Here is an 18,733-nt window from a genome sequence, read left to right as displayed (position 1 = left end):
TTCTCGTTACTATTTAACCACCTTTTATTCCAAAATATATTTTTCAGATTATTCTTTACATTATACTGGAGGAAAAGGAGGAATTCATTATGCATTATCATACGATTATTATCGGTGCAGGTTCCATGGGAATGCCGACAAGTTACTTTTCTGCAAAAAATGGTCACAAAACGTTACTAATTGATACATATGAACCACCTCATACATTTGGAACACATCATGGGGATACACGTATTATTCGTTATGCCTATGGCGAGGGAGCTCAGTATGTACCTCTTGCGCTTCGTGCTGCTACATTATTTACAGAAGCTGAACATCTCACAAAAAGAAAACTTTTAGAAGAAGTTGGGGTATTGAATATTGGAAAAGAAGATACCGATTTCATGCAAAATGTATTTAAAAGTGCGGAACGTTTTCAATTACCGATCGAGAAACTTTCGACAAGTGACATCGAAAAGAGATGGACAGGTATAAATTTAGTACACAATGAAATTGGGGCTTACGAGCCGAATGCTGGGTTTTTACATGTAGAGGAATGTGTATTCGTGCCTATAAAGACTTGGCGGCTCAAGAAGGCGCTGTATTTGCTTTTAACGAAAAGGTCGTATCCATTACAGAAGGAGATGGGCATGTAGAAGTTAAAACGAATAAAAGTTGCTATACCGCAGACTATCTCATTGTAACGGCAGGTGCTTTCGTAAAAGAATTGATGTCTTCTATTCATTTACCCCTTCCTGTCACAATTTTGCGCAAAACTTTTGCATGGTACGATTCAGATGAACGATTTTCAGAACAAAACTTTCCTTGCTTTAGTTTTGAATTAGAAAATGCAACTTACTATGGATTTCCAAGTGTGAATGGTACAGGGCTTAAAATTGGGCGACATGATGGAGGCGTCGTCATCGATCCAAATAAAGACAGAGACGACTTTAACCTTTCAGACCAAGAAGAATTAGATGAATTCTTACATGAATACATGCCAAGTATTCAAAATTTAAAGTTCGGTAAAACTTGTATGTATGATATGACACCGGATGAAGACTTCATTATTGACTATTTCCCAGGAAATGACCGAATTGTTTTAGCGAGTGGCTTTAGTGGACATGGCTTTAAATTCGCGAGTGCTATTGGAGAATTACTTGTGGATATGACGAATAAAAAAGATGTAAACTTTGACTTATCTCTCTTCTCTTTAGAGAGATTTAAAAATTCATAACATAAAAAGGGTAATCGCTTTATATCGCGATTACCCTTTTCTCATCATTATTATTTTAATGCTGCTGAAGCATCTGTTACCATTTGTGATACTGATTCGATACCGCCACCTGCTAAGTACCAAGTTTCAGCATTTAGGTAAACAATTTTACCGTTTTTATAAGCATTTGTTTTCTTAATTAATTCGTTCTCTAAATCTTTTTTAACTGAAGATTTTTCGCCGATTGCTGAATCACGGTCGATTACGAATAATACATCTGGATTTTTCTCATAAACATATTCTGAAGTAACTGTTTGACCATGTGTTGATACTTCAATTTTCTTGTCTGTTTGACCAAAGCCAAATACATCATGAATTAAACCAAAACGAGAACCTGCACCGTATGCACTTAAGCTACCTTGTGTACCTAATACGATTAATGCTTTTTCATTTGCTTTTGTTGCTTTTTCATTTAATTCTTTAATTTGATCATCTACTTTTGCTAATTCTGTTTTTACAGCGTCTTCTTTATTGAAGATTTTACCTGCTAATTCAGTGTTTGCTTTGAATGAATCCATGTAGTTTGTTGTATCAATACCTACATATACAGTTGGAGCGATTTCGTTAAATTCTTTGAATTGAGAAGCTTGACGACCTGAGATAAAGATGACATCTGGATTTAATTCAGCGATTTTTTCAAAATCAGGCTCTTTTAATCCACCAACATTTGCATATTTTGAATCTTTATATTGTTTTAAGTAAGCAGGAATGTTTTGTTGTGGTACACCTACTACGCGATCTGATAATCCTAAAGCATCTAATGTATCTAAATAACCCATATCAAATACGACAACTTTTTTAGCGTCTTTTGGTACGTTTACAGTTTCTTTTACTGTGTTTGTTGATTTACCATCTTCACTTGTTACACCGAAGTTATTTTCGATTTTAATTGTATCATCATTTGAAGCTGCGTTTGATTTTTCATCCTTTGTTGAAGAACCACATGCTGCTAAAGCTAATACTAAACACATTAATACGGCTGCGAATGCCCATTTTTTCATGATTAAAAATCTCCTTTTATTTTGAATTAAAGTACACACAAATACGACAATCATTCATTTCTTGAATTGGAATGTCCATATCATAAATCTCTTTCAATGAAGCGGTGTTAATAATATCTTCTGTTGGACCATCTTTAACGATTCGTCCATCTTTTAAAGCGACAATGCGGTCTGAGTAAACAGATGCAAAGTTAATATCATGTAAAACAATGACAACTGTTTTACCAAGTTCATCGACTAATTTACGAAGAATTTTCATAATTTGAACGGAATGTTTCATGTCTAAGTTATTAAGTGGTTCATCTAATAGCACGTATTCTGTATCTTGTGCAATAACCATTGCGATAAAAGCACGTTGGCGCTGACCACCTGATAACTCATCTAAAAATGAATGTTGCATATCTTCTAAGTTCATATAAGCAATCGCTTTGTCTACCATTTCCTCATCCTCTTGATTCAAGCGACCACGCGAATAAGGAAATCTACCGAAGGCAACAAGTTCACGAATGGTTAAGCGAACATTCATGAAGTTCGATTGCTTTAAAATCGAAACACGTTTTGCGAATTCATTTGATTTAAATGATTTTACATCTGAAGCATCTAACAATACTTCACCTGAATCGGCATTCATCAAGCGACTCACCATTGAAAGTAATGTCGATTTACCTGCACCATTTGGTCCGATAAAAGATGTGATTTTTCCTGGTTGGATATCAACCGTTACCGCATCAACTACCTTTTTCTTACCGAACATTTTTGAAATATCTTTTACTGAGATCATGATGCACGACTTCCTTTCAATAATAAGTAGATAAAGTAAATACCACCGACAAAGTTAATGATGACACTTAGCGTTGTCGAGAATGTAAAGATTCTTTCTACAATAAACTGACCACCAATTAAAGCAAATAAGCTGAAGAGGATCGCCCCTGTGATTAATACAGAGTGTTTATATGTATGGAAGAATTGATACGATAAGTTGGCAACAATCAAACCAAAGAATGTAATTGGACCAACAAGAGCTGTCGATGTAGCAATTAAGATTGCTGATAGAACTAGCATTGTTTTCACAACGCCATCGTAATTCACACCCAAGTTACGAGCATGGTCACGACCAAGAGAAAGTACATCGAGTTCACCCATCTTCGTCCAACCATATGCAATCGTTAGTACAACAATTACAAGTGATAGCCAAACTAAGTTTTGATTGACGTTGTTGAAGCTCGCAAACATCTTATCTTGTACATTCATAAATTCATTTGGATCAATTAGTACTTGAAGGAATGTTGATAGACTTCCGAGTAAAGTCCCAATGATAATCCCAACAAGTAATAAGAAGTAAATAGGCTGCCCTTCTTTTCTAAACATGAAGCGGTAAAGTATTAATGCGAATGCAATCATACCAATCATCGAGATAAAGAAGTTCAATGTTTGATTTAATACGAAAATACTTGCTGAACCGAATAAGAAAATAATAACGGTTTGCAGCAACATGTACATCGAATCGAGTCCCATAATACTTGGTGTTAAAATACGATTATGTGTAATCGTCTGGAATGTAACGGTTGCATATGCAATCGCTACACCCGTAATCGCCATCGCTAATACTTTGATTAAGCGACGTGGAAATGCATAATGATAACTACCATTCAAGTTATAAAACACATATAAAGCTGCTGAGATTAATACTAAAACGGCAAGAATCGTAAGTTTTAATTTATTGTTGCGCATATGCTCGCCCCCTCATTAATAGATAAAGGAAGATGGCACTACCGATAACGCCTACCATGAGACTGATTGAGATTTCATATGGATAGATGAGCACTCGACCTAAAATGTCACAAATGAGTAGGAAAATCGCACCGAGTAAAGCAGTATGCGGCAATGTTTTCGCTAAGTTATCGCCTTTGAAAATCGAGACGATATTTGGAATGATTAATCCAACGAATGGAATCACACCAACTGTTAATACAACAGATGTTGAAATAAGTGCCACTAACACTAAACCAAAGTTTACAATACGTTTGTATTTAATCCCTAAGTTTTTAGCAAAGTCTTCTCCCATTCCTGCAACTGTAAAACGGTTGGCATAAAAATAGGCAATGATGAGAATCGGAACACTTATGTAAAGAAGTTCATAACGACCTTTCAGAATCGTTGAGAAATCCCCTTGTAGCCAAGTTGATAAGTTTTGAATAATATTCATCTTATACGCAAAGAATGTCGTAATTGAATTTAGAATATTACCAAACATCATCCCGATTAAAGGAATAAAAATGGCGTCTTTAAATTTGATTCGATTTAAAATTTGCATGAATAATAGCGTGCCGGCTAGCGCGAATACAAAAGCAACGACCATTCTCTCAAGTAGGGTTGCATTCACAAAAATCATCATGGATACTAAAATACCAAGTTTGGTTGCATCGAGCGTACCAGCAGTAGTTGGTGATACGAACTTATTACGGCTCAAGCTTTGCATGATTAAACCTGCAATACTCATCCCTACACCTGCTAAGATGATCGCTACAAGTCTTGGTACACGACTAATCAAAAAGATTTGTGTCTCTTCTGAACCGAAGTCCAGTAAGTCCATTGGTGATATGCGACTCACTCCTACAAATAATGAAAGAAGTGATAACAATATAAGCGCTATAAAAAGATATCTTTTCTTCATTGTAATCCCCAATGTCGTTATTTATTTGAGTAGATGAAATGATAATGACTATCATTTACTCACTCATACATTATAGCATGTTGATAATCATTTTCAATGACTAAATGATAAGTATTATCAGTTAATCCGTTTACAAATGATATATTCATACGATAAAAACCACTGTAAATCCTTACAATATAAGGATTCTTCAATACTATAATTTATTTCTGTTTACAGTAAAATTACATGAAAAGACACACTTTCGACACATTTCAATTGTGTACAATCAAAAAAGGAACCGTACCACTTGGATACGATTCCTTTTATATAGAAAGAACTTATTTAATTGAGCCCATCTTACGTGAAATCCATGGACTTAACATTAACATAATTAAGAATAGAACAATGGCTGCTCCACCTAAGAAACCGAAGTATTGTACTTCAGATACTTTATCAAACACTTTTGCAAATTGTGCATTTAGTGCTTGTGCTGCTGTACTTGTTAAGAACCATAATGCCATTGTTTGTGCAGCAAAGGCTTCTGGTGCTAATTTAGTTGTTGCTGATAAACCAACAGGTGACATTAATAACTCACCAAATACAACTAATAAGAATGATGCAACTAACCAGAATGGACTTACTAATGTTTTACCATCAGATAGAACCGCTGGGATAATCATAATTAAGAATGATGCACCTGCAAAGAATAATGAGAATGAGAATTTGATTGGTGTCGATGGTTGACGCTTACCTAATTTCACCCATAATGCTGCAAAAATTGGTGCAAAAATAATGATGAATAGCGGGTTCAATGATTGGAACCAAGCTGGTGCAATCTCAAATGAACCGATTGTTAAATCTGTACGACCTTCTGCATAACGCGCTAAAATTGTTGAGCCTTGCTCTTGAATAATCCAGAACATAACACCTGTAATGAATAAAGGAATATATGCAAGTAAGTGCGATTTTTCTTCTGCTTTTGTTTTCTTCGATGTAAACATCCAAATGAATACAGTGATTGGTGCTAATAAACCAACTACTGTGAAGAAGTTTACAGCATTACTAATTGAAATCCAGCCAAAGAATCCAGCAATCGCTAATAAAATTGCTGCAACAACTAAGACAACAATTGAATTTTTAATTAATTTCGCACGTTCTTCTTCATTTAATGGATTTGTCGGTTTTGCTCCAGCCATACCCAAGTTTTTCTTCTCTGTAATTTTATACATGACAAGACCTAAGAACATACCGATTGCAGCAATACTAAAACCTGCATGATAGTTATAGTTCTTTTGAACAGCCCCTACAACTAATGGCGCTAGGAATGAACCCAAGTTAATCCCCATGTAGAAAATACTGAAACCAGCGTCACGACGGTTGTCGCCTGGCTCGTAAATGTCACCTACAACTGATGATACGTTTGGTTTTAATAGACCTGTACCTAAAATAATAAATACCATTGAGATGAATAATAATGTAATACCGCCTGGTAATGCTAAACAGATATGACCAAGCATAATCAGTACCCCACCCCAGAAGATGGTTCTACGTGATCCTAAAATACGGTCGGCAACCCAACCACCGATGATACCAGACATGTAAACCAATGAACCATAGATTGACATGATTGATGTAGCGGTTGTTTTATCAATACCTAAACCGCCATTTGCTACTGTATCGTACATGAAGTAAAGTAAGATGGCTCTCATACCATAGTAAGAGAAGCGCTCCCAAAACTCTGTAAAGAACAGTGTGAAAAGACCTTTCGGGTGACCGAAGAAGCCTCTTTGTGGAACTGACTTCGCAATTTGCTCTTTTGTTTCCATATAAACTCCTACTTTCAATTTCTTAAATAGTCAAATAATTTAATCAATATCTTTTTTTGAAAAGAGTATGTCCATTATACACACACAAAAATAACTTGTCAAAATTTAGAAAATTCTCATTTTTCAATAAAAAAGACTTAATTTTTACGTTAAAAACGCTTTATTAACAACAAACGTCATAAAATTTAAGTCTTTTCTTGTATTTCCATCATATACACTTTTTTCTATCTGTCCTCTCTAAAAATACACATCCATATAAAAAAGCATTCCATAGAGGAAATATACCCCACTATAGAACGCTTCTAACTTTATTCTGTTATGATAAATGGCTTTAGTTTCGGTTCATGTTCTAAACGAACTTCCACTTTTAAATGCGTACCATCCTCTTCATAAGCTGTTTCTTTAATGCTCGCCTTTTCATTTAAAAATGAAACTAAATCGCCGCGATCATATGGAATACATACGCGAAGTGTGACATAGTCTGAGAAAACTTCTGAACGAATCATACCGATTAATTCATCTAATCCTTTACCATCACGAGCCGATAACCAAATGCGATTCTGATTCACATATGGATACGTAATTTCTGTACAATCTGCTTTATTATAAACATAGATCGTCGGTACACCCTCTACGCCAACTGCTTGTAATGTTTTATTCGTTACTTCCATCATATATTCATGATCTTCATTCGAGACATCCACTACATGTAATAGTAAATCTGCATCGCGTGCTTCTTCAAGTGTCGAGCGGAATGCTTTCACCAAATGGTGAGGTAGTTTACTAACAAAACCAACTGTATCCGTAAGTAAAAACTTTTTACGATCCTCTAATTCAATTTGACGTACTGAAGTTTCTAACGTCGCAAACAGCATATCTTTTTCAAATACTTGCTTGTGTTCTTCATCACTCGTACGCGCCAATAGTTGATTCATAATCGTTGATTTCCCTGCATTTGTATAACCGACAAGTGATACAACTGGAATATTATTTTTACGGCGTTGTTTACGCTGTGTTTCACGTTGTTCTTTTACAACTTCTAAATCGCGACGAAGTTTTGTAATTTGCTCCTCGATTTTACGACGGTCAAGCTCTAACTTCGTTTCACCAGCACCACGGTTCGCAAAACCACCGCCAGTCGCACCACCTTGACGCGACAATGAATTATACATACCGACTAAACGCGGTAGCATATATTGTAATTGTGCAATCTCTACTTGCATCTGTGCTTCTTTCGTTTTTGCTCGACGCGCAAAAATATCTAGAATTAGCATCGTGCGGTCAATAACTTTACAATCTAAGTCTTTTTCTAAATTACGAATTTGTGCTGGTGACAATTCGTCATCGAAAATAACTAAGTTAGCGTCCATTGCTTCATATAAACTACGTACCTCATCAATTTTCCCCGTACCAACGTAATGCGAAGCTGTCACACGCTCTAAATTTTGCGTGATCACACCGACTACCTCTACATTTAATGCCTCTGCTAAATTCGCTAATTCTTCCATTGAATATTCAAAGTGTGGGTCGTGACGTAAATTCACACCAACTAATATCGCTTTTTCTATAATTTGATCCAAAAAACTTCCTCCTTCATCTACTATACGGGCAAATTACATCTACCCTTTTTTGACAAAATAAAAAAAGGACAGAGCAAACATACGCTTACTCCCTCCTTTTAAATTGATGACTAATCGAATAGAAGACGTAATTCGCCGTATATGATGTATTTAATTGCATGTTGCATCATTCAATCGAATACGAATTACCATTTCGAAAAGCCTCCCGTCCTAAAAAGTTAATTTTATCCTATCATACTGCTATTCAATTGTCCAAGCCTTCACAACTTCAATCGTATGTAGGCGTTCTTTTTCATCTGCTGATTCCACGAATTCAAAAATTGTATTATCAAGTCGTAATGTATGATCCTTTGTTGGCAATGATAATAGACGAGCCCATTGCGTTAGTTTTTGTTCAACATCATGTACATGGAAGATACATTTTTTAATCGTTAATTCTTCGTTATCTGGTTTTAACGTACCATCTTCACGCAACGTTTCAAGACGTTCTTCCATTCCTTGCTCCCATTCAATGAAGAACGGATATGGTAACGCATTCCCCACTTTTTGATCAATGAAAAGCATTTTCCAACGACGAATTTCTCCGCTCGCTGTTTTACGTTCAGATGGCAATACTCCACTTGTTTTATAGCCCATCTTTTTAAAGTAGCGATCCATCTTCTCTAAATTCTCAGAACGTAAACAAATTGAAGCAAATCCTTCACGTCCATCTACATCAAATAGTAATTGTTCGATTAACGGATGACGACTTTCTTTTGCTTTAGTTTCATTTTCGACTGATAACCATTCAATGTAACTCGACTTTGTATAAAATAACGCATTATGTGTTCCCCATTGTAGATGTTGTCCGCCTACAACAGGATGAATGCCTGATATCAATTCATTCGCTGCTACTTCTTCAGGACTTTTCTTCGTAAAATAAACGACATGATCTAATTCAAACATACAAGCACCCCTTATTTTTAAAAAGACCGTAGCCCACTAAAATATGGAACTACGGTTTGTTAGTTTGATTATACCCTATTTATCGCGGCGTAATATCTCTTTTGTCTCTTCAAATTCACGTTCAATCTCTGGATTTGGTTTATATGTCATCAGACTGACAATAATCACAATAACGAATGCCGAGAAGAAACCTGGTACGATTTCATAAAGCATTCCATGCAGTTCTTTATTTTGTCCCCATACATAAGCAACAACTGCTCCGACAACCATACCTGATAGAGCACCCCAACGTGTGATTTTCTTCCAGAATAATGTTAAAAGAATGACTGGACCGAATGCTGAACCGAAGCCAGCCCATGCAAATGCAACTAATTCTAAAATTGTATTATCTTGATCCCATGCACCCCATAACGCAAATAATGATACAACTAATACAGCTAGTCGTCCCATAAATACATAGTGCTTATCTGACGCACTTTTATTAAATACTGCTTTGTAGATATCTTCAACTAATGCTGAAGATGTAACGATTAATTGAGAGGCAATCGTACTCATAATCGCAGCTAGAATTGCGGCTAACATAATACCTGCTACAAATGGATGGAATAGAATTTGTCCTAACGCGATAAATACCGTTTCAGGATTTTTCAGTGTCAAACCATGTTGTTGATAGTAAGCAATACCGACTAATGCTGTCGTCATCGCACCGAATAAACTTAATATCATCCAGCCGATACCAATGCGACGCGCTTGTTTTGTTTCTTTTACACTTGAAATCGCCATAAAACGCACGATGATATGTGGTTGACCGAAGTAACCTAATCCCCAAGCTAATGAAGAAATGACACCTGCTGTCGTAGCAGTCGCAAAGAAGCTTAAGTAATCTGGATTAACCTCTTTAATCGATGTTACTGTTTCACCAATGCCTCCTGTTACAAATACACCGACAATTGGTACTGTAACTAGAGCTAAAAACATGATTAAACCTTGAATAAAGTCTGTATAGCTTACGGCTAAAAATCCACCGAATAATGTATAGGCAACTACGACACCTGCTACTAGTAATAAACCTGAATGATAGCTATAACCGAATGAACTTTCAAAGAATACACCGCCGGATACCATACCTGACGATACATAAAATGTAAAGAATACTAAAATAATAAGTCCTGAAGCAATACGTAATAATTTAGATGAATCTTTTAGACGGTTATCTAAGTAACTCGGAATCGTAATCGAGTTATTCGATACTTGTGTATATACACGTAGACGTGGTGCAACTAATAACCAGTTCAAATATGCACCGACTGTTAAACCTACTGCAATCCAGCCTTCTACTAATCCAGAAGCATATACCGCCCCTGGTAACCCCATTAATAACCAACCTGACATATCAGATGCCCCTGCACTTAGTGCTGTTACAGCAGGTCCAAGTGAACGACCACCTAACATATAATCTGTTAAGTTACTCGTCTTTTTAAACGAGTACCAGCCAATTGCAAGCATTGCAACCATATAAAGAATAATCGCCAATAATTGATATGTATTATCTGTCATATCATTTCCCCCTTATGTAAGAATTAGGTTTCCCTTTGTATAATAACCATTAAATGGGTATTATTGTGATGTATAAAAATCATACCATAGGGAACATAAAATGTATATTATACGTACAAAATTTCTCGTTCAAACGTATAAATAACTATTTTAAAGAAACATTTCAGTTTTTCTATATTGACTATCTAATGAACTATGCTAAAATTTAGCTTATACTTCAATGCGTTGAAGCAAAAAAGTAGAACATGACACATTTACATAGATTTTTAGAGGAGGTCACACTATGTTTCGTATTCAAGCTAAAATCGCTCCTTCTGTATTAGAAGCCCTCCTTCTAATTTTAGGAATTATTGCGATTATGAGTGTATCCATTATTAAATTTGGTGCACTTCCACATATTCCGATTTTAATTTCCATTTTGTTATTACTTATTTATGGTGCATTTAAACGGATTTCATTTAAAGATTTAGAACTCGGCATGATGGACGGTGCGCGTGCGGGATTAGGCGCTATTTTTATTTTCTTCTTTATCGGAATTTTGATTAGCGCACTGATGATGGGAGGTACAATTCCTTCATTAATCTACGTCGGTTTCTTAACAATCTCACCACACTTCTTTTTCGCGATTGTCTTTTTAATTGCTTGTGTAGTCGGTGTAGCAGTCGGTAGTTCATTGACAACAACCGCTACAGTTGGTGTAGCATTCATCGGTATGGCTTCTGCTATGGATTTATCATTAGCGATTACAGCAGGTGCTATTGTCTCAGGTGCTTTCTTCGGAGATAAGATGTCACCATTATCTGATACAACAAATTTGTCATCATCTATTATGCAAGTTGATTTATTCGATCATATTAAAAATATGGCTTGGACTACTATTCCAGCACTTGTTATTTCAACCATTTTGTTTGCAATTTTGTCGCCAACGAAAGAATTAAAACAGACGGAAGCAATCGACCAATTCAAAGAAGCATTATTAAAAACAGATTTAATTCATTGGTATGCTTTTATCCCTGTCGCACTACTTGTCATCATGGCATTTAAAAAAGTACCTGCCATTCCAACATTAGCGATTACATCATTCGTTGCAATTATTATTGGGCTGTTTATTCATCCTTATACAGCTACTGAAGTGATGTCTATTCTATACGATGGCTTCAAATCTACTACAGGTTTAAAAGAGATTGATTCCTTACTAACACGTGGTGGTTTAGTCAGTATGTTCTCAACAATCGGTTTAGTATTACTTGCGCTATCAATGGGTGGATTACTCTTTACACTAGGTATTATTCAAGCGATTCTGTTAAAAGTTGAACATTTATTACGTCGTCCACGCTCAGTAATTGCTGGAGCTGCTGGTACAGCAATCGGTATTAATACATTGATTGGTGAACAATATTTATCGATTCTATTAACAAGTGAAGCATTCCAAGATCAATTTAAAAAAGCAGGACTTCATAGTAAAAACTTAGCACGTGTAGTAGAAGATGCTGGTACGGTTGTAAATCCACTCGTTCCATGGAGTGTTTGCGGTATTTTTATTACAACTGTTTTAGCTGTTCCAACAACTGAATACTTCCCATTCGCTTTCTTCTGCTTATTATCACCGATTTTAACTGTTCTATTCGGTTTTACAGGCAAAACATTAACGTATTTAAAGTCAGACGAATCATAAGCGACTGTCATACTCCTTCTATTAAAAATGTGTTAAACTTACCCATAGTTTAAACGCATATAAAGTAGAAGGAGTTTTTATATGGAATTTCAAGAAATGTTAGAGCGTGTAACGACTTTACTAACAACCGAACAACTTATTTCTGCAACGATTAGTCAACCGCGTCAAAAATCAAATGAAGTAAAGCGCGTAAAGTTAAAACCGATTGCACTCAAAGGAATTTATCACATTCAATTCGAATATCAATACGAACGTATTTTAAAACATGAGAATGTGACACTAGACCAAGTAGCTGAAAAAGTCACACAGCTATTTGAAGACTTCCGACAGCTACAAGGTGAGTTCAAAGAAGAAGCGATTCAAATTCAATTATCAAAAAAGAATAAAGTACTCTTCAAAACGAATAAACAACAAAGTACAAAACAAGTGAACCTATCACATAACCGTAAAAAACAATATATTTTAGATCCTGATGTCCCACATCCATTCCTTATACGACTTGGTGTGCAAACAGAAGATGGCAAAGTCAAAAAACAAAAATACGATAAGTTCAAGCAAATTAATCGCTTTATTGAATTTATCGATGATTCACTTGAACACTTACCAAAAGACCGCACAATTCGTATTTTAGATTTCGGTTCAGGTAAATCCTATCTGACATTCGCGCTATATCACTATTTACACGAAATGAAAGGACTCGACTTACGTGTGACAGGTCTCGACCTTAAAAAAGAAGTCATTGAACATTGTGCTGAGATTGCACGCGATCTTCAATACGACCAACTTGAATTTTTAGTTGGTGATATTAATGACTACAATGATGAGAATGCAGTCGATATGGTCGTTACGCTTCATGCATGTGATGTTGCAACAGATATGGCATTATCGCGCGCGGTCAAATGGAATGCAAACGTCATTTTAAGTGTCCCTTGTTGCCAACATGAGCTGAACCGACAACTCGACGCTTCTCCACTCGATATCATGTTGCAACATGGTTTAGTGAAAGAACGCTTTGCTGCACTTGCCACAGACTCCATTCGAGCTGAAATTCTTCAACTTGTAGGTTATGAAGCACAGTTACTCGAATTTATCGATATGGAAAACACCCCTAAAAATATTCTCATTCGCGCTTATAAAACAGGTAAAAAACCGACCGAAGAACAACGTGCGCGTTACGATGCTTTCACGCAATTTTTACATGCAAAACCGTTCTTAGAAAATGAATTAAAAGATTATTTGTAAATGACTCGCACACCTATTTTCCAAGCGAAAATATGGTGTGTTTTTTCTATTTCACACACGCTTTCTTCCTATTTATTTATTTTGAAAGGATTTTCGAAAAACTTCTATAATTCTTCACTTTTTCGTGATACACTTTTTGAGAAATTTCTTAAAACATTCTTCTCTCTTTTTATTTATTGAAAAAGTATTGACTTTCAACTGATAATGATTATCATTGTTAGTAATAAATAACGAATCGAAAGAAGGATCATAATGAAATCAAAATCAATTTTAGCTACTATTCTTTTAGCAGGAACAGTATTAACAGCAGCATGCGGAAACACAGAAGATGCAAAAAAAGAGGATGCAACAGGTAAAACAGCTGAGCAACCTAAAACAGAGCAAGTTCAACTTGATCAAGAAGTTGCTGCTTACAAAGAATTTGCAATTGATCAATTAGACAAATTCACATCTTCTACTGAAGATTTTGTAAACGCTGTAAAAGCTGGTGATATGAAAAAAGCAAAAGAAATTTATCCAGTAGCTCGTATGTATTTTGAACGTTCAGAGCCAATTGCTGAAAGCTTTGGTGATTTAGATCCACGTATTGATGCACGTCTAGCTGATATAAAAGATGAAGGTAAGGGCGAAGAAGATTGGTCTGGTTACCACAAGTTAGAGCGCGCATTATGGGTAGAAAAAACAACTAAAGGCTATGAAAAAGTTGCAGATCAATTATTAGCCGATTCAAAAGAATTACGCGCACGTGTTGAAACAGTTGAAGTAACACCAAAACTAATGGTCAACGGTGCGGTTGATTTATTAAATGAAGTATCAACATCAAAAATTACAGGTGAAGAAGAAATCTATTCTCATACTGACTTATATGACTTTAAAGCCAATATCGAAGGTGCAGAAAAAATCTTTACAATCTTAGAAAAGAAAATTCAAGATAAAGACCCTGCACTTGCTGAAAATCTAACAAAACAATTTAAAAACGTAAACGATTTATTAGCAAAACATGAAACAAAAGATGGTGGTTTTGTATCTTACACAAAATTGAAAAAAGAAGATACACAAGCTCTTTCTCTAGCTGTTAATCAACTTGGCGAGCCATTAGCTCAAATGGGAACAATCTTGGAGTGATTTAAATGACCGAAGAAAAAAAAGATAATTTGTTTGAAAAGAAAATCTCACGTCGTCAAATGTTAAAAATGACTGGCGTGGGAGCAGCAGGTGTAGCCATCGGTGCTTCAGGTATGGGTGGTATTCTCTCTGCATTTGGTAGAAATAATGCAGTTGAAGAAGACAAGACAAACGTAAAAAATAAAGTAAAGTTTTATGGGAAAAATCAATCAGGTATTATGACGCCTTCACAAACAAATATTTATTTTGCTTCGTTAACTGTTCTTGTGAAAACAAAAGCAGAATTAGCCCAATTATTTAAAGATTGGACACCTGCTGCTGTAAAACTAATGAATGGCGAAACAGTTGGTGATGTCACAAACATCATGGTACCTCCTGCAGATACAGGTGAAGCGGTTGGTCTTGATGCGAAGAACCTAACACTGACATTCGGTGTAGGTCCATCGCTATTTAAAAAATTCGATTTTGGCGATCAAAAACCAAAAGAATTAAAAGACTTACCACACTTCCCAAAAGATCAGTTACAAGAAGAATATTCTGGTGGCGATATTTGCATTCAAGCATGTGCAGATGATCCACAAGTAGCCTTCCATGCAGTGCGTAACTTAGTTCGTATCGCAACAGGTCGAGTTTCACTAAAATGGTCGCAAGCTGGATTCAATGCCATTCCAATGAAGAATGGCAAACCTGAAACACCACGTAATCTATTTGCATTCAAAGATGGTACAGAAAACCCACGTGATGCAGCAGATGCAGATCGTGTTGTATTTATCCAATCAGGTGAATCAAAATCATGGCTTACAGGTGGTACATACCTTGTGGCACGTAAAGTTCAAATGCACTTAGAAACATGGGATCGTACAGCACTTGATGAACAAGAAGCAACATTTGGACGTCATCGTGATACAGGGGCGCCACTTGGTAAAACAAGTGAATTCGAAGCGATGGAAATTGATCGCAAAGATAAAAATGGTGAAAATGTAGTCCCTGAAACATCACATGTCTTTTTAGCAAAGAAAGCAAATGTGCGCTTATTACGTCGTTCTTATTCATATGCTTCTGGTGTTATGGACTCAACGGGGACACATGATGCAGGCTTATTATTCATTTCGTTCCAAAAAGATCCGAATCAGTTCATTAAGATTCAAAATAGTTTAGGTCGTATGGATAAAATGAATGAATATATTACCCATCGAGGCAGTGCTCTATTCGCTTGCTTCCCTGGTGTGAAAAAAGGGAGTTTTATCGGTGAAGCACTTTTTAACACGCTTTAGTTCAATCTTATTAATCTTTTTATTACTAGCAGGCTCTTATACAAAGCCTGCTTTTGCAGAACCTGCTAATAACTATAGTCATCTATTTATTTCAATTAGTGATGCCATCACGAATTCGAAACAAGGAAATGATGAAAAAGCAAAAGAAGCCATTGCCACATTCAAAAAAGACTGGGAAGCTTCTAATCGTAAAGATTCAAAAGCAGCAACTGAGGTAAATAATGCGCTTGCTGCTGCTGAAAAAGCGAAAAATAAAGAGGAACGTCTCGCTGCATTAACAGCTCTTTCAACAGGGATTGCAAATCTTGAAACAGAAGAAAATCCCGTAGATGAAAAATCAGAGCGCCAAGACGTATTAATGGCGATGACGCCTGCTCTAAATCAATTAGAACGTGCGATTCAATCAAAGAATGTCGAAACTGCATTAACAGGCTATAAAACATTCAATGCTTTTTGGACAAAGAATGAAAAACCAGTTCGTCAATTTGATATGACGGCATATGGTGAGATTGAAGTACAAATGTCGCTACTTCGCTTAGAATTAGAAGGTGACAACCCAAACTTTGATTCACTACAAAATACATTTAATACATTAAAACAAGACGTAACAGACTTTGCGAATGGTAAAGAAGTTGGCGCTGTAAAAAAAGGCTATTCACTTAAAACATTAACGGATTTAATTGATGAAGCGAATGATTACATAGACCAAAAAGAATACTCAAAAGCTTCTGCTACGATTACAGAATTCATTAAAGTATGGCCAAATGTTGAAAGTGATATTAGTACAAAAAATGCAGGTCTGTACACAAAAATTGAAAGTGATATGCCCATCATTGCTGGTAAACTAACAAAATCATCGGTGGATGCAGACGCACTAAAAAAACAATTAACAGACTTTAAACAACAAATCCAATTAGTTGATGGTGATCAAAACTATACGATGTGGGACGCTGCATTAATTCTTCTACGCGAAGGTTTAGAAGCACTATTAATTATTTTAGCGCTCGTTGCATTCTTGAAAAAATCAAATCAAGAACATATGGCAAAATGGATTTATATCGGTGCTGGCGCTGGTATTGGCTTGAGTGCCGTGGCAGCTATCTTAATGTCTACACTGTTCAATTCTGATTCTATTGCCTCAAGTCGTGAAATGATTGAAGGTTACGTTGGGCTTGCAGCAGCTGCTATGATGATTGGTGTCGGTGTCTGGATGCATAGTAAATCAAACGTCAAAGCATGGAACGCTTATATTTCAAAACAAATGAACCATGCTATGTCGAAACAATCGGTATTCGCCATGGCAGCAATTAGTTTCTTATCGGTATTCCGAGAAGGTGCCGAAACATTAATTTTCTATGCAGGAATCGCACCAAAAATGGCCACAAGTCAATTCGCTCTTGGTATTGCTGTAGCCATCGCAATTCTAGCAGTAGTCGCATTCTTCTTATTAAAAGTGAGTGCGAAAATTCCTGTACACCGTTTCTTCGCTGTAGCGACTGTACTAATCTACTTACTCGCATTTAAAATTATCGGTGTAAGTATTCATACACTTCAATTAACAGACCGTATGAGTACGAACATCATTTCAGGTTTACCTGTCTATCCGAATATCGGGTTCTATCCGACGTGGGAAACCATCATTGGACAACTTATTTTAATCGTACTAGTGATTGGTACAATCATCTATAAACGAAAAAATGAAAAGTAATATAAAAAATGAGATTCTTAATTGAATCTCATTTTTTTAATGCATATTTTTGTTCTATATAGGCGTTTAAATCATTTATTTGGCTCGTAGCTGGATGTGTTCTCGTCACACAATAAAAAAGACGATGATACGTATAATGTTCATCATATGGAATGTCTGGTACAAGCGAATCTTTCGATAAAATAGTGAGACCTTCTCCTTGCTTTAATAATTCTACAATTAAGGCATTTGAATTCACTTTTAAAATCGGTAAATAGACGTTTTGTTCTTCTAAAAAACGTTGATTGTAATAATAAATACCCGACTCTGCTTCCCTCATCAGCCACTGTTTCGCGTCCTTTTTCCCTGCTAACACTAACTCATCTTCAAAGATTGGAAAACGTCGAAATGTTTCATGCATAAGTGGTTTTTCAATTAAGCCAATATGCGCCTCATGTTGTTCCATCTGCTTCATGACATCATCTGAATTCATCTGCTTCAATTCAAAAATAATATTCGGAAAAGCATCTTGTAAATCACGATATATACGTGGCATATAATTCGTCGCACATGTATTAGAACATGCAATAACACATACTTCCTTCTTCTCTTTAATATGCTGTAGTTGTTCTAAAACATGATCCCACTCATCACGCAAATTTAATAACTGGCGATATAAATAGTCTGCTTCTTCTGTCGGGATTACTTCTTTCGGTCCTTGTCGAATAAATAGCGTAACATGTAATTCTTCTTCAAGCTTTTTCAATTGGACAGAAACTGTTGGTTGCGAAATGAACAATGTATTCGCGACTTCTGAAAAATTGCGTAATTTATATGCCTGCATAAAAATCGTAAAACGCTGAAACATATTTTCCACCCCTATTATTAATTTTTATAATAATTATGATTT

At 35.9% G+C, this 18,733-nt stretch carries 16 protein-coding genes; 7 read left to right on the top strand and 9 right to left on the bottom strand.

Annotation, left to right across the window (positions count from 1 at the left end; all coding sequences use genetic code 11):
• The first annotated feature begins 89 nt into the window (after positions 1 to 89).
• Positions 90 to 635 carry an FAD-dependent oxidoreductase gene (locus ASO14_RS15245; protein WP_068450499.1) on the top strand — a complete coding sequence of 182 codons (546 nt, stop codon included), beginning with the start codon at positions 90 to 92 and terminating at the stop codon, positions 633 to 635.
• The gene (locus ASO14_RS15240; protein WP_250635776.1) at positions 536 to 1,216 is read left to right on the top strand and encodes an FAD-dependent oxidoreductase; all 681 of its coding nucleotides are present in this window, start codon (positions 536 to 538) and stop codon (positions 1,214 to 1,216) included. Before ASO14_RS15245 ends, ASO14_RS15240 begins: the two co-directional genes overlap by 100 nt.
• A 50-nt stretch (positions 1,217 to 1,266) precedes the next feature.
• Here the strand turns inward: ASO14_RS15240 and ASO14_RS01220 are convergent, their stop codons facing one another.
• The 8 genes from ASO14_RS01220 to putP all read right to left on the bottom strand — a co-directional run bounded on the left by ASO14_RS01220 (position 1,267) and on the right by putP (position 10,820).
• A complete protein-coding gene (locus tag ASO14_RS01220) occupies positions 1,267 to 2,256 on the bottom strand; it encodes a siderophore ABC transporter substrate-binding protein (protein ID WP_068450495.1) in 990 nt (329 codons plus the stop codon).
• A 16-nt stretch (positions 2,257 to 2,272) separates the two neighbouring features.
• A complete protein-coding gene (locus ASO14_RS01215) occupies positions 2,273 to 3,037 on the bottom strand; it encodes an iron ABC transporter ATP-binding protein (protein ID WP_068450493.1) in 765 nt (254 codons plus the stop codon).
• The gene (locus ASO14_RS01210) at positions 3,034 to 3,987 is read right to left on the bottom strand and encodes an iron chelate uptake ABC transporter family permease subunit (protein WP_068450491.1); all 954 of its coding nucleotides are present in this window, start codon (positions 3,985 to 3,987) and stop codon (positions 3,034 to 3,036) included. The genes ASO14_RS01215 and ASO14_RS01210 overlap by 4 nt, the downstream gene beginning before the upstream one ends.
• Positions 3,974 to 4,930, bottom strand: coding sequence for an ABC transporter permease (locus tag ASO14_RS01205; RefSeq protein ID WP_068450486.1), 957 nt, complete (start codon positions 4,928 to 4,930; stop codon positions 3,974 to 3,976). The genes ASO14_RS01210 and ASO14_RS01205 overlap by 14 nt, the downstream gene beginning before the upstream one ends.
• Before the next feature lie 320 nt (positions 4,931 to 5,250).
• Complete coding sequence (locus ASO14_RS01200; protein ID WP_068450485.1) at positions 5,251 to 6,738, bottom strand: peptide MFS transporter; 1,488 nt, start codon at positions 6,736 to 6,738, stop codon at positions 5,251 to 5,253.
• A 308-nt stretch (positions 6,739 to 7,046) separates the two neighbouring features.
• The gene (hflX, locus tag ASO14_RS01195; RefSeq protein WP_068450483.1) at positions 7,047 to 8,318 is read right to left on the bottom strand and encodes a GTPase HflX; all 1,272 of its coding nucleotides are present in this window, start codon (positions 8,316 to 8,318) and stop codon (positions 7,047 to 7,049) included.
• Between the two features lie 240 nt (positions 8,319 to 8,558).
• Positions 8,559 to 9,263, bottom strand: a complete 705-nt coding sequence (locus ASO14_RS01190; protein WP_068450481.1) for a VOC family protein — start codon at positions 9,261 to 9,263, stop codon at positions 8,559 to 8,561.
• Between the two features lie 75 nt (positions 9,264 to 9,338).
• The gene (putP, locus tag ASO14_RS01185; protein WP_068450480.1) at positions 9,339 to 10,820 is read right to left on the bottom strand and encodes a sodium/proline symporter PutP; all 1,482 of its coding nucleotides are present in this window, start codon (positions 10,818 to 10,820) and stop codon (positions 9,339 to 9,341) included.
• Positions 10,821 to 11,103: 283 nt separating this feature from the next.
• On the opposite strand from putP, the gene nhaC reads away from it, so the two are divergent.
• The 5 genes from nhaC to ASO14_RS01160 all read left to right on the top strand — a co-directional run bounded on the left by nhaC (position 11,104) and on the right by ASO14_RS01160 (position 17,844).
• Positions 11,104 to 12,495, top strand: a complete 1,392-nt coding sequence (gene nhaC, locus ASO14_RS01180) for a Na+/H+ antiporter NhaC (RefSeq protein ID WP_068450478.1) — start codon at positions 11,104 to 11,106, stop codon at positions 12,493 to 12,495.
• Between the two features lie 81 nt (positions 12,496 to 12,576).
• Positions 12,577 to 13,737, top strand: coding sequence for a class I SAM-dependent methyltransferase (locus ASO14_RS01175; protein WP_068450473.1), 1,161 nt, complete (start codon positions 12,577 to 12,579; stop codon positions 13,735 to 13,737).
• A 252-nt stretch (positions 13,738 to 13,989) separates the two neighbouring features.
• The gene (gene efeO / locus ASO14_RS01170; protein ID WP_068450471.1) at positions 13,990 to 14,862 is read left to right on the top strand and encodes an iron uptake system protein EfeO; all 873 of its coding nucleotides are present in this window, start codon (positions 13,990 to 13,992) and stop codon (positions 14,860 to 14,862) included.
• Positions 14,863 to 14,867: 5 nt separating this feature from the next.
• Positions 14,868 to 16,136 carry an iron uptake transporter deferrochelatase/peroxidase subunit gene (gene efeB / locus ASO14_RS01165; RefSeq protein WP_068450469.1) on the top strand — a complete coding sequence of 423 codons (1,269 nt, stop codon included), beginning with the start codon at positions 14,868 to 14,870 and terminating at the stop codon, positions 16,134 to 16,136.
• Entirely contained in the window at positions 16,111 to 17,844 is a 1,734-nt protein-coding gene (locus tag ASO14_RS01160) for an FTR1 family iron permease (protein ID WP_068450467.1), read from the top strand. The genes efeB and ASO14_RS01160 overlap by 26 nt, the downstream gene beginning before the upstream one ends.
• Before the next feature lie 28 nt (positions 17,845 to 17,872).
• Here the strand turns inward: ASO14_RS01160 and ASO14_RS01155 are convergent, their stop codons facing one another.
• Complete coding sequence (locus ASO14_RS01155) at positions 17,873 to 18,691, bottom strand: LysR family transcriptional regulator (protein ID WP_068450465.1); 819 nt, start codon at positions 18,689 to 18,691, stop codon at positions 17,873 to 17,875.
• Between the last annotated feature and the right edge of the window lie 42 nt (positions 18,692 to 18,733).

The organism is Kurthia sp. 11kri321 (assembly GCF_001534765.1).
Classification (GTDB): Bacteria; Bacillota; Bacilli; order Bacillales_A; family Planococcaceae; genus Kurthia; species Kurthia gibsonii.
Note: the sequence above shows the minus strand (reverse complement) of the source record. Positions and strands in the feature narration are given on the sequence as shown.

Coding starts and splice junctions, on each gene's coding strand:
- putP (WP_068450480.1), bottom strand. CDS start 10,820: ATGACAGATAATACATATCAATTATTGGCGATTATTCTTTATATGGTT.
- ASO14_RS01200 (WP_068450485.1), bottom strand. CDS start 6,738: ATGGAAACAAAAGAGCAAATTGCGAAGTCAGTTCCACAAAGAGGCTTC.
- ASO14_RS01175 (WP_068450473.1), top strand. CDS start 12,577: ATGGAATTTCAAGAAATGTTAGAGCGTGTAACGACTTTACTAACAACC.
- ASO14_RS01155 (WP_068450465.1), bottom strand. CDS start 18,691: ATGTTTCAGCGTTTTACGATTTTTATGCAGGCATATAAATTACGCAAT.
- ASO14_RS01210 (WP_068450491.1), bottom strand. CDS start 3,987: ATGCGCAACAATAAATTAAAACTTACGATTCTTGCCGTTTTAGTATTA.
- ASO14_RS01220 (WP_068450495.1), bottom strand. CDS start 2,256: ATGAAAAAATGGGCATTCGCAGCCGTATTAATGTGTTTAGTATTAGCT.
- ASO14_RS01215 (WP_068450493.1), bottom strand. CDS start 3,037: ATGATCTCAGTAAAAGATATTTCAAAAATGTTCGGTAAGAAAAAGGTA.
- ASO14_RS15240 (WP_250635776.1), top strand. CDS start 536: ATGTGTATTCGTGCCTATAAAGACTTGGCGGCTCAAGAAGGCGCTGTA.
- ASO14_RS01205 (WP_068450486.1), bottom strand. CDS start 4,930: ATGAAGAAAAGATATCTTTTTATAGCGCTTATATTGTTATCACTTCTT.
- efeB (WP_068450469.1), top strand. CDS start 14,868: ATGACCGAAGAAAAAAAAGATAATTTGTTTGAAAAGAAAATCTCACGT.
- ASO14_RS15245 (WP_068450499.1), top strand. CDS start 90: ATGCATTATCATACGATTATTATCGGTGCAGGTTCCATGGGAATGCCG.
- efeO (WP_068450471.1), top strand. CDS start 13,990: ATGAAATCAAAATCAATTTTAGCTACTATTCTTTTAGCAGGAACAGTA.
- nhaC (WP_068450478.1), top strand. CDS start 11,104: ATGTTTCGTATTCAAGCTAAAATCGCTCCTTCTGTATTAGAAGCCCTC.
- ASO14_RS01190 (WP_068450481.1), bottom strand. CDS start 9,263: ATGTTTGAATTAGATCATGTCGTTTATTTTACGAAGAAAAGTCCTGAA.